The 11165-nt window shown below is 67.6% G+C and carries 10 protein-coding genes; 4 read left to right on the top strand and 6 right to left on the bottom strand.

The genetic code is table 11. The features are described from left to right. Positions 1 to 356: 356 nt before the first annotated feature. Positions 357 to 1010: an MOSC domain-containing protein gene (locus tag AC3ANU_RS07810; protein WP_056393075.1), complete on the bottom strand. Its 654-nt coding sequence runs from the start codon at positions 1008 to 1010 to the stop codon at positions 357 to 359. 180 nt (positions 1011 to 1190) lie between these two features. On the opposite strand from AC3ANU_RS07810, the gene AC3ANU_RS07805 reads away from it, so the two are divergent. Genes AC3ANU_RS07805 through AC3ANU_RS07790 form a run of 4 tightly spaced genes read left to right on the top strand, consistent with a single transcriptional unit; the run spans position 1191 to position 5741 of the window. Further along, on the top strand, positions 1191 to 1832 hold the full coding sequence (locus tag AC3ANU_RS07805; protein WP_134163669.1) for a Tat pathway signal protein: 642 nt from the start codon (positions 1191 to 1193) through the stop codon (positions 1830 to 1832). Positions 1833 to 1835: 3 nt separating this feature from the next. Then, entirely contained in the window at positions 1836 to 3047 is a 1212-nt protein-coding gene (locus AC3ANU_RS07800) for a glutathionylspermidine synthase family protein (RefSeq protein ID WP_056393073.1), read from the top strand. 13 nt (positions 3048 to 3060) lie between these two features. Continuing rightward, a complete protein-coding gene (locus tag AC3ANU_RS07795) occupies positions 3061 to 4554 on the top strand; it encodes an APC family permease (RefSeq protein ID WP_134163668.1) in 1494 nt (497 codons plus the stop codon). Beyond that, positions 4551 to 5741 (top strand): acyl-CoA dehydrogenase family protein, encoded by a 1191-nt coding sequence (locus AC3ANU_RS07790; RefSeq protein ID WP_056393068.1) that lies wholly within the window; start codon positions 4551 to 4553, stop codon positions 5739 to 5741. The genes AC3ANU_RS07795 and AC3ANU_RS07790 overlap by 4 nt, the downstream gene beginning before the upstream one ends. A 103-nt stretch (positions 5742 to 5844) precedes the next feature. Here the strand turns inward: AC3ANU_RS07790 and AC3ANU_RS07785 are convergent, their stop codons facing one another. Genes AC3ANU_RS07785 through AC3ANU_RS07765 form a run of 5 tightly spaced genes read right to left on the bottom strand, consistent with a single transcriptional unit; the run spans position 5845 to position 11129 of the window. Next, positions 5845 to 6615 (bottom strand): SDR family oxidoreductase, encoded by a 771-nt coding sequence (locus AC3ANU_RS07785; protein WP_018769062.1) that lies wholly within the window; start codon positions 6613 to 6615, stop codon positions 5845 to 5847. Between the two features lie 25 nt (positions 6616 to 6640). After that, the gene (locus AC3ANU_RS07780) at positions 6641 to 8002 is read right to left on the bottom strand and encodes an MFS transporter (RefSeq protein WP_488315806.1); all 1362 of its coding nucleotides are present in this window, start codon (positions 8000 to 8002) and stop codon (positions 6641 to 6643) included. Next, complete coding sequence (locus AC3ANU_RS07775; RefSeq protein WP_488315805.1) at positions 7999 to 8505, bottom strand: winged helix-turn-helix transcriptional regulator; 507 nt, start codon at positions 8503 to 8505, stop codon at positions 7999 to 8001. Before AC3ANU_RS07775 ends, AC3ANU_RS07780 begins: the two co-directional genes overlap by 4 nt. A gap of 49 nt (positions 8506 to 8554) precedes the next feature. Continuing rightward, on the bottom strand, positions 8555 to 9718 hold the full coding sequence (locus AC3ANU_RS07770; RefSeq protein WP_018769059.1) for a cystathionine gamma-synthase: 1164 nt from the start codon (positions 9716 to 9718) through the stop codon (positions 8555 to 8557). Positions 9719 to 9743: 25 nt separating this feature from the next. After that, positions 9744 to 11129 carry a cystathionine beta-synthase gene (locus AC3ANU_RS07765; protein ID WP_018769058.1) on the bottom strand — a complete coding sequence of 462 codons (1386 nt, stop codon included), beginning with the start codon at positions 11127 to 11129 and terminating at the stop codon, positions 9744 to 9746. Positions 11130 to 11165 lie beyond the last annotated feature (36 nt).

The following is an 11165-nucleotide window of genomic DNA, read 5'->3' as shown; positions in this document are numbered from 1 at the left end:
ACCCGAGGTGAGCGGAGCCGCAGTACGCGTGCCGATGATGCCGGGCAAACGTTGACCGGCCGGTCACAGAAGTCCGGCGCTTTCGCAATCCCGTGGCAGGACTTCGCGCTGCATCTCTTGGCTGCTATCCCAGCAGTCTGTACAGCGTTTTCTTTAGCCGGCTCTCCCTATGAAAATGCCCGCATCGCTTGTGCGGGCCCCAACACTTGCCAGTCCTGCCTCAAAAATTGGGCAGGAATAAGGGATTTCCGGAGTGGGGGATATTTCAAGTGTAAGGTACGGACGCCATTGACCGCCAATTCAATGCCCGACGGCGGCGGTGAGCTTGCGCACACAGCCCGCCCCGGGCAGGGATGCTACTGCCCCAGCCGCCGCAGCAGCAGCCCAAACTTTGTGTGGTATTCGTCCTGGAGCCGGATCTCGCCGTCGGCCTCTGCACTGCGGAGCGCCTCGATGACCTCCGCGTCCGGCTCACTGAACCACTGGCCGATCGTGATGCCGTGGCGCGGCACGAAGGTCCGCTGGATGGGGTCGCCGGCGCGGATGCTGCCGGTGCGGATGACGCGCAGGTAGGTCCCCACCCGCCCCTCCTCGGTGAACCGCTTCACCCACTGCGGTTCCTTCATCCGGCGCTGGAACGTGGCGCAGGGGACGCGCGGGGAGGTGACCTCAAGTTCGACGTCGGCCCCCACCTTCCAGCGCTCCCCGATGACGGCGTGGGTGGCTTCGATGCCGGCCACCCGCAGGTTCTCACCAAACATGCCCGGCGGCAGTTCGCGTCCCAGGGTGCGCGCCCAGAAGTCGGCGTCGGCCTGGGAATAGGCGTAGACGGCCTGGTCCTCTCCGCCGTGGTGCACCCGGTTGGCCTGGATGTCTCCGCGCAGGCCCAGCTTGTGGACCTTCACCGGACCGTCCGCCGGGCGCTTGTCGATGGCCGTCACGCCAACGTTTCCCTGGTCCGCGATGAGCTGGTGGACGCGGCAGACAGCAAGGACAGAACCAGATTCCATGGCATCCAGTCTAGGGTTCCCGCGCCCTGGCTCCCTGCGGCGCGGGGATGGGCAGTTCTCCCCTGCCGTCGAGCGCGGTTTTACTCGCAGCCGGCCTGCCCAGGGATTACGCTGATCCGAGGATTGCAATTGGGGGTGCAGCGCTGTGCCCAATTCACGTGGACAACTGAAGGGGACGCTGTGGATTCAAACACCATGGACCCGAACGAGGATCCCAGCAAGGAGCCGGACAACGCTTCCGAGGCGCAGCACGGCGCGTCCGGCCGGCCGCAACCGGGAACCGGCAGCAGCACCGCCAAGCCTCCGCCCTGGCAGGTCCCCAAGCCGGACCTGCGCCCCGAACTCCTCAATGAGCCCGTCACCCCTGTCGACCCGTTCGCGCGGGAGCGGGAAAAGCAGCTCAATGACGCGGCCGCACGGAAGAAGCGTTCCCAGCGGCGCACCGTGGTGGTGGGCCTGGGCGTGACAGCCCTCCTGGCCGGGACCATCACAGCCGTGGTGGCCAGCAATGAGGATGATCCCGAGTACGCGCAGGTGTGCTTCAACGACGAAACCGGCGAGCGCGTGGCGGACACCAACTGCGATAGCTCTGCGGGCCGCGGGGGCGGCATCTACGCCTGGTACTTCTACTCCCGCGGGGCAAGTGTTCCGCCCATTGGCCAGAACCGGTCCACCGCGCCCAACTACACGCGGACCGTCCCCAGCGGCGCAAAAGCCTCCACGGGGTACAGCAGCCAGGGCGGCACGGTCAGCCGCGGCGGCTTCGGCTCCAGCGCCAAGAGCGGCTCAAGCGGTGGCGGCGGCAAGGTCTCGGGGGGCTGACGGATGAAGAGGATGTTGTCCGAACCCCGGCCGGGCTGGAAGCAGAAGATCGAAGAGCAGGGCCTGGTGTTCTCCACCACCACCATGGACGACGGGCGCCGGATCGAGTACTGGAACGAATCCGCGTACTACGAGTTCACCATGGACGAGGTGGAGACCCTTGAAGTGGTGGCCGAGGAGATGCACCGGATGTGCCTGGAAGCCGCGAAGTTCCTGGCCACCGGCGCCATGGGCAGCATCGGCATCGGCCCCCAGGCACTGGAACTGGCGGCCGCATCGCTGCAGGCCGGCGACGTGGATGTTTACGGCCGGTTCGACTTCATCTACGACGGCCGGGGCGGGCCGGCCAAGATGCTCGAATACAACGCCGACACCCCCACCGGACTCATCGAGGCCGCCGTCGCCCAATGGTTCTGGCTCCAGGACGTGTTTCCGGAGAAGGACCAGTGGAACGGCATCCACGAGGCCCTCATCCGGCAGTGGAAGAAATTCCAGTACCGCACCGGCATGAGCACCCTCCACGTGGCCCACTCCGAGGTGGAGGAATCCGGCGAGGACTGGATGACCGCCGCGTACATGCGCGACGTCGCCGGCCAGGCGGGGTGGACCACCATCGGGATCAACATGTCCGATATCGGCTGGGACCCCAACCTGAACCGCTTCGTGGACCTGGACAACTTCCTGATCAACACCATCTTCAAGCTCTATCCCTGGGAGCTGATGATGAAGGAGGAGTTCGGGCCCCGCCTGCTGGAGCGGGCGCACAACCCGCGCTGGGTGGAACCCGCCTGGAAGATGCTGCTCTCCAACAAGGCCCTGCTGGCCGCCCTGTGGCATCTGTACCCCGGCCATCCCAACCTGCTGCCCGCGTACCTCACGGATCCGGGGCCGCTGAAGGAGTGGGTGGGCAAGCCCCTCCACGGCCGTGAAGGCGACAACATCCGGATCCACGCGGACGGGATCAGCCTGGAGCAGCCCGGCGGCTACGGGCGGGAGGGCTGGTGCTACCAGCAGTACCACCCATTGCCGGACTTCGACGGCAACCATCCGGTGCTGGGCCTCTGGGTGGTGGACGGCGAGTCCGTGGGCTGCGGCATCCGGGAATCGGACGGGCCGGTCACGGACTACTTCTGCCGCTTCGTCCCCAACACCATTGACGCGCCGGCGCCGCTTTCGGCGGTGGCCGACTCCACCAAGGCAGGAATCGTTCTATGAAACCGGTGACAGCATGAGCACGGACATGACGACGACGGGCGGCCCCGGGCGCGGGACCGGCACCACCGTGCCGGCCAAGGGACTGCGGGCCGGCATCCTGGACCTGGGCGACTCCGTGATGCTGGGGCTGGCCTCCACCGCGCCGGTGTACTCCCTCGCCGCCACCCTGGGCCTGATCGTTGCAGTCAACGGCAACTACACTCCCCTGATCCTGCTGCTGGGCTTCATCCCGGTCCTGTTCATCGCCTACGCGTTCCGCGAGCTGAACAGCGCCATCCCGGACTGCGGCACCACCTTCACGTGGTCCCGCCAGGCCTTCGGCCCCTGGGCAGGCTGGCTGGGCGGCTGGGGCGTGGCCCTGGCCGGAATCGTGGTCCTGGCCAACCTCGCCCAGGTAGCGGGGAAGTATCTTTGGCTGCTGGTGGGCGACGGATCGCTGGCGGAGAACACCTTGCTGGTCACCGGCACGGGGCTGCTGTTCATCATCCTCATGACCTTGGTGAACTACCGCGGGATCCGGCTCGGCGAGCACGTCCAGCGCGTGCTGACCTACGTGCAGTACATTGCGCTGGGCATTTTCGCACTGGCCATCGTGGTGCGGATCGTGGGCGGGGCACCGGAAGGGCAGGCCTTTGACCTGGAATGGTTCAACCCGGCCGGCGCCTTTGCCGACCCCGGCGCCGTAGTACACGGCGCCCTCCTTGCCCTGTTCATCTATTGGGGCTGGGACACCTGCCTGGCGGTGAACGAGGAGACCGAGAACCCGTCCACCACACCCGGCCGCGGCGCCGTGATCTCGGCGTTCGTCCTGGTGGCAATCTACGTTTCCGTGGCACTGCTGGTGATGATGTACGCCACCGTGGGCTCGGAAGGGATCGGCCTGGGCAACGAGGCCAACCAGGACGATGTGTTCCTGGCCATGAAGGACGTGGTGCTGGGCCCGTGGGGCTGGCTGATCGTCGTCGCGGTTCTTGCCTCGGTGCTGTCCTCCACCCAGACCACCATCCTGCCCACGGCCCGCGGGACCCTCTCCATGGGGGTCCACGGCGCGCTGCCGGCAAAGTTCGCAGAGGTGCACCCGCGCAATCAGACCCCGGGATTTTCCACCCAAGTGATGGGAGGCGCCGCCGCGGCCTACTACGTGGCCATGAGCTTCCTGAGCGAGAACCTGCTGGCGGACTCCATCAGTGCCATCAGCCTGTTCATCGCGTTCTACTACGCCCTGACCGGCTTCGCCTGTTTCTGGTACTTCCGCGGAACCCTGCGGGCATCGGCGCGCAACCTCTGGTTCCGCGGCATCCTCCCCCTCGCCGGCGCGCTGCTCCTGACCGCCGCCTTCTTCATCTCGGCGGTCCAGATGTGGGACCCGGCGTACGGCGACACCCAAATCTTCGGTGTCGGCGGCGCCTTTGTGAGCGGGGTGCTGCTGCTGGCGCTGGGCGTGGTCCTCGCGGCCGCGTGCCGTTTCATGCCGTCCACCCGCGGATACTTCCAGGTGAAGAAATGACTGGTGAAGCCGTGACCGCGGGCCCGTCTGACGTCCTGGACCTCGACTCCCTGCTGTCCGCGAACGAACTGGAGCTCCGGCAAAAGGTCCGGGATTTCACCCGCCAGCGGATCAAGCCGGACATCGCCCGCTGGTACGAGGACGCCGTCTTTCCCCTCGACCTCGCGACGGAACTGGGTGAGCTGGGCGTCCTGGGGATGCACCTGGACGGCTATGGCTGCCCGGGCCGGTCCGCCGTCGAATACGGCCTGGCGGCCATGGAACTGGAGGCCGGCGATTCCGGCATCCGCACCTTCGTGTCCGTCCAGGGCTCGCTGGCCATGACGGCCATCCATACGTGGGGATCCGAGGAGCAGAAGCAGGAGTGGCTGCCCCGGATGGCGGCCGGGGAGGTCATCGGGTGCTTCGCCCTGACCGAGCCAACGGCGGGTTCAGATCCCGCCTCCATGGCCACTTTCGCGGAGCGGGATGGCAGCGGGGATGACGCCGGCTGGGTGCTCAACGGTGCCAAGCGCTGGATCGGGCTCGCCTCAGTGGCCGGGGTGATGGTGGTCTGGGCCATGACGGACGACGGCGTCCACGGCTTCCTTGTTCCGGCGGGCACCCCCGGCGTGACTGCCACGCCTATCCGGCAGAAGCTGTCCATGCGCGCCTCCATCCAGTGCGATGTGGTGTTCGACGACGTCCGGCTGGGTCCCGAGGCCCTGCTCCCGGGAGCGCGGGGGCTGCGTGGGCCGTTCACCTGCCTGAACGAGGCCCGGTACGGCATCGCCTGGGGTGCCATGGGCGCCGCCCGGGATTCCTACGAAGCCGCCCTGGCGTACTCGCAGGAGCGGCTGCAGTTCGGCAGGCCGCTGGCCGGCTACCAGCTCACGCAGGAGAAGCTGGTGAACATGCTGGTGGAAATCCAGAAGGGCACCCTGCTGGCGCTGCACCTGGGCCGGCTGAAGGACGCCGGAAGCATCCGGCCGGAGCAGATTTCGCTGGCCAAGCTGAACAACGTCCGCGAGGCGATTGCCGTGGCCCGGGAGGCGCGGTCCATCCTGGGCGGCAACGGCATCACCACGGACTATTCACCGCTGCGGCACGCCGCGAACCTGGAGTCGGTCCGCACCTATGAGGGCACGGACGAGGTGCACACCCTGATCCTTGGCCGGCACATCACCGGCCTGGACGCCTTCCACTGACCCCTCCCCCAACCAGCTAGCAGTAGATGCCGTTTTGGGGGCCCAAAACGGCATCTACTGCGAGTCAGTTGGGAGGGCGCGGCGCGAAGGGGGTGCAGGGCACTCAGGCCGAGAAGCCGCCGTCGGCCTTGATCAGCTGCCCGGATACCCAGCGGCCGGCCGGGGACAGAAGGAACGCGACGGTGCCGGCGACATCGGCCGGGGTGCCGAGCCTCCCGGTGGGCTGGCGCGCGGTGAGCTCCCGGCGGACCTCCGGGGACATCCAGCCGGTGTCCACCGGCCCCGGGTTGAGCACGTTGGCCGAGATCCCCTGCGGACCCAGCTCGCGGGCGGCGGCGATGACGATCCGGTCCAGGGCACCCTTCGAGGCACCGTACGGAAGGTTGAACGCCGTATGGTCACTGGTCAGCGCAACGATCGCGCCGCCGTCGTCCGGTGCCTGCCGCGCAAAGGCGGCGATCAGCTGCCAGCTGGCGCGTGTGTTGACGGCGAAGTGGCGGTCAAAGGATTCGATACTGGTGTCCAGCACGCCCGAATCCACCGATTCAGCGTGGCTGAGCACCAGGCCCTGAAGCGGGCCCGCCAGCTGCCCGGCCTCGGCCACCAGCCTGTCCGGGACGCCGGGATCCTGGAGGTCTGCCGACAAGACCTGGACCTTGGCGCCAATCGCTTCCAGCTCGGCGGTGAGGCGGACCACGTCCTCGGGTTCGCTCCCCCACGGCATGCGGGCGTCGTAGTCGGCCCAGTAGGACAGGGCCAGGTCCCAGCCGTCCGCCGCGAGCTGCCGGGCAATGCCGGCCCCAATGCCGGCAAGCCGTCCCACGCCGGTGACCAGGGCAACGGGACGGACAGGGGCGGGTGCGACGGGTTCCATCCGACCAGCCTAGCCGCGCCCCAGATCAAGCCGCTGCCGGCTCCGCTTCCCGCGAACTGTGGTGCCGGCGGATGGTGGCACTGATGACCGCAGCGATGGTGCACATGGCTGCGGCTCCCAGCCAGGCGTAGGTGTAGTGGCCGGTGGCATCCCGCAAGGCCCCGGCCGCGATGGCCGCCGCGGCGGCGCCCAGCTGGTGGGCGGCGAAGACCCATCCGAACACCACACTGCCGTCAGCACCGAACGTTTCACGGCAGATGGCGGCCGTGGGCGGAACGGTGGCCACCCAGTCCAATCCGTAGATCACCACGAACACGATCATGCTGGGCTGCACGTGTGCATTCAGCAGCAGCGGCAGCACCAGCAGCCCGATGCCGCGGAACTGGTAGTAGACGGCGAGCAGGACGCGGGGGTTGAAGCGGTCCGTCAGCCAGCCCGAGGCGATGGTCCCGATAATGTCGAAGATTCCGACGACGGCCAGCAGGCCCGCGGCCGTGGTTTCGGGCATGCCGTGGTCATGGGCGGAGGGGATGAAGTGGGTGCCGATCAGACCGTTGGTGGTGGCGCCGCAGATGGCGAAACCGGCCGCGAGCGCCCAGAACGTGCGCACCCTGCTGGCGCGCTTGAGGACCTGGAGCGCCCGGACGGCGGCGTTGCTGCGCGGGGCGCCTTCCGGAGCCGCTGCCGGGGAACCAGCCTGTTCTTCAATGGCTGGCCCTTCCGCGCCGTAGGGCAGCACCCCGACGTCGGCCGGCGAGTTCTTGAGGAACTTCAGCACCAGCGGGACCACGGCAAGCGCCCCGGCAGCGATCAGCAGGGAGGCCTGGCGCCACCCGGGATCCTGCGCGAGGAGGGCGATGAAGGGCAGGAAGACCAGCTGGCCGGCGGCGCTGCCGGCCGTCAGGATGCCGATGACCAGGCCCCGGTTTTTCGTAAACCACGTGTTGGCGATGGTGGCGGCGAAGACCAGTGCCATGGAGCCGGTGCCGAGCCCGATCAGCAGCCCCCAGGTGAGGAGGATCTGCCATGACTGGTTGACCAGCACGGTCAGCGCGCTGCCCATGCCGATCAGGACCAGGGCTGCTGATGTGACGGCCCGGATGCCGAACCGCTCCATCAGGGCGGCGGCAAACGGAGCCGTGAGGCCGAACAGCACCAGGTTGATGCTGACGGCCGCCGAGAGCACGGTGGTGGACCAGCCGAACTCCTGCTGGAGCGGCACCATGAGGACGCCCGGGGCGGCCCGGAATCCGGCTGCCCCAACCAAGGCAAGGAATGCCACGGCGGCGACGATCCAGGCCGGGTGCAGGCGGCGTCGAGGTCCGGGCGCCTGAAGAACGGTGGTCTGCAAGGGAGTTCCGGCCGTTTCCTCGGGCAGGGTGCTCACGAGGCCGCTCCCTTCCCGGATGCGGTGGACAGCCGGATGGGTTGATCGGACCTGGACCGGCTGTGCCAGCTGGTGTTGGCCGCCGTCAGCCGCGCGCCGCATTCGGTGCAGGTGTCCGCCGAGGTTGTGGGTTTCCCGCAGCCGGTGTGGATCACGTAAAGGTGGGCCTGGTCCGACGGCGCGGGCAGGTGTTTTTCCGCCCAGATGGTGACCGCGTTCAGCACCGGCAGGGCGTCCTCACCCTTGGGGGTGAGGACGTACTCCTGGCGTGTGCGGCCGCCGTCGTCGTAGGCCCTCCTGGCCAGCAGCCCGGACTCAACCAGGCCTGCCAGGCGTTTGGTGAGCACCGAGTCCGCCACTTCCAGCCGGCTTTTCATGGCGTCGAAGCGGCCATTCCCAAAGAAGACCTCGCGCAGCACCAGGATGCTCCATGGGTCGCCCAGGATGTCCAGGCCGCGGGCCATGCTGCAGCTGCGTTGGGACCAGTCGGATCGAAGAGGCATAGGGAAAACCCTAGCTGGCTTTCCTCAAGAAAGCCAGACCCTTTCGTGGTTACGGGATGGCCGAGAACGCCTGGTCCAGGTCCGCGATCAGGTCCTCCACGTCCTCGATGCCGCAGGACAGCCGCAGCAGGTTTACCGGGACAGCCAGCTCGGTGCCCTTGACGGACGCGTGGGTCATCTCGGAGGGGTAGTTCATCAGCGACTCGATCCCGCCCAGGGATTCGGCGAGCGTGAACACGGACGTGGACTCCGCCACCTTCCGGGCCGCCGCCTCACCGCCCTTGAACTGCACCGAGACCATGCCGCCGAACTTCCGCATCTGCTTTTTGGCGAGCTCATGGCCGGGGTGGCTGGGCAGGCCCGGATACAGGACGGCCTCAACCTCCGGGCGTTCCAGCAGCCACTCCGCCACGGCCTGCCCGTTCTCGCTGTGCCGGTCCATGCGGACGCCCAGGGTCTTCAGTCCGCGGGTGGTCAGGAAGGCGTCCATGGGCCCGGACACGGCGCCCACGGCGAACTGGACGAAGCCGATCTTTTCCGCCAGTTCGGCGTCCTTCACCACGACGGCGCCGCCCACCACGTCGGAGTGGCCGCCGATGTACTTGGTGGTGGAGTGGACCACCACGTCCGCACCCAGGGCGAGCGGGGTCTGCAGGTAGGGGGACGCGAAGGTGTTGTCGACCACCAGGAGGGCCCCGGCGTCGTGCGCTATGTCCGCGAGCGCTGCGATGTCGGTGATCTTCATCAGCGGATTGGAGGGTGTCTCCACCCACAGGAAGCGGGTCTTATGGGAGGCCACGGCGTCGCGGACCATGTCCAGGTTGGCCATGTCCACGGGGGTGTTGCCAATTCCCCAGTCGCCGAGCACCCGGCTGATCAGCCGGTACGTGCCACCGTAGGCGTCATTGCCCAGCACGATGTGGTCCCCGGGGCGGGTCAGCGCGCGGATCAGGGCGTCCTCCGCGGCCAGGCCGGAGCTGAAGCTGTAGGCGGAGGTGCCCAGTTCCAGCGACGCGAGCTGTTCCTGCAGCGCGTCCCGGGTGGGGTTTCCGCCGCGCCCGTATTCGTAGCCGCTGCGCAGTCCCCCGATCCCGTCCTGGGCATAGGTGGAACTGAAGTGCAGCGGCGGCACCACGGCTCCGGTGCGGGGCTCGAAGTCCTGGCCGGCGTGGACGGCGCGGGTGTTGAAACCTTGGTTTTCAGGCAGGGACATGGTGCTCCTTTGCGGGTAACGCAGATCAGTTGCTGAGGTAGGCCAGCAGGTCGTGCCGGGTGAGGATGCCAACGGGCGCACCCACGAACGTGACCATCAGGGTGTCCGTGTCAGACAGCAGTTCCCTGGCGGCAGAGATGGTTTCCAGCGATCCGATGACGGGCAGCTTGGGTCCCATATGCTCGGAGATCTTGTCCGTCAGCTTGGCCTCGCCCCGGAACAGTTTGGCAGTCAGTGTGCGCTCGTCCACGGCGCCGAGGACCTCGCCCATGACCACGGGCGGTTCCTGGGACAGGACCGGGATGTGGCTGACGCCGAACTCGTTCATGATGTTGATGACGTCGCGGACAGACTCGTTGGGGTGGATGTGCACCAGGTCCGGCAGTTCGCCGTTCTTGGACTTGATGACCTCCCCCACGGAGGTTTCCTCGCCGCCGGACAGGAAACCATAGGAGCGCATCCACTGGTCGTTGAAGATCTTGGCCAGGTAGCCGCGTCCTGAGTCTGGGAGGATGACCACGACGACGGCGCTTTCCGGCAGGTCCCGGGCCGCCTGCAGCGCGGCTACCACGGCCATCCCGGAGGAGCCGCCCACCAGCAGTCCCTCCTCCCGCGCCAGCCGGCGGGTCATGGCGAAGGAATCGGCGTCGCTGACGGCGATCACCTCGTCCGGGACCGACTTGTCGTAGTTGGCCGGCCACATGTCCTCGCCAACGCCCTCCACGAAGTAGGGGCGCCCGGTCCCGCCGGAGTAGACCGAGCCCGCGGGGTCCGCGCCGATGATCTTGACCACGCCGCCGTCGGACTCCGGCCGGTCCGCCGAAACCTCCTTGAGGTACCGCCCGGTGCCGGTGATGGTGCCGCCCGTGCCCGCGCCGATAACGCAGTGCGTTACCTTGCCGTCGGTATCGCGCCAGATCTCGGGGCCGGTGGTCTTGTAGTGGCTGCCCGGGGCGGCGGGATTGGAGAACTGGTCCGGCTTGTAGGCGCCCGGCGTCTCCCGGGTGATGCGGTCCGAGACGCCGTAGTAGCTTTGCGGGCTGTCCGGCGGAACGGAGGTGGGCGTGACCACCACTTCCGCGCCGTACGCCTGCAGCACCGCACGCTTGTCCTCGCCCACCTTGTCCGGGACCACGAAGATGCACTTGTAGCCCTTCTGCTGCGCCACCAGGGCCAGGCCCACGCCGGTGTTGCCGGAGGTGGGCTCCACAATGGTGCCGCCGGGCTTCAGCTTGCCCTCGCGCTCGGCGTCCTCGATCATCTGCGCGGCGATGCGGTCCTTGATGGATCCGCCCGGATTCAGGTACTCAAGTTTGACCAGGATGGTGGCCTTGAGGCCGTCGGTCACGTGGTTGAGTTTGATGAGCGGGGTATTGCCGATGAGGTCCAGGATGGACTGGGCGTACTTCATAGGTACTAAGCTACCGCTTCCTGCGCGCCCGCCCCG

The organism is Arthrobacter sp. SDR-2R, from assembly GCF_057747955.1.
This window is presented reverse-complemented; position numbering and strand designations above follow the sequence as displayed.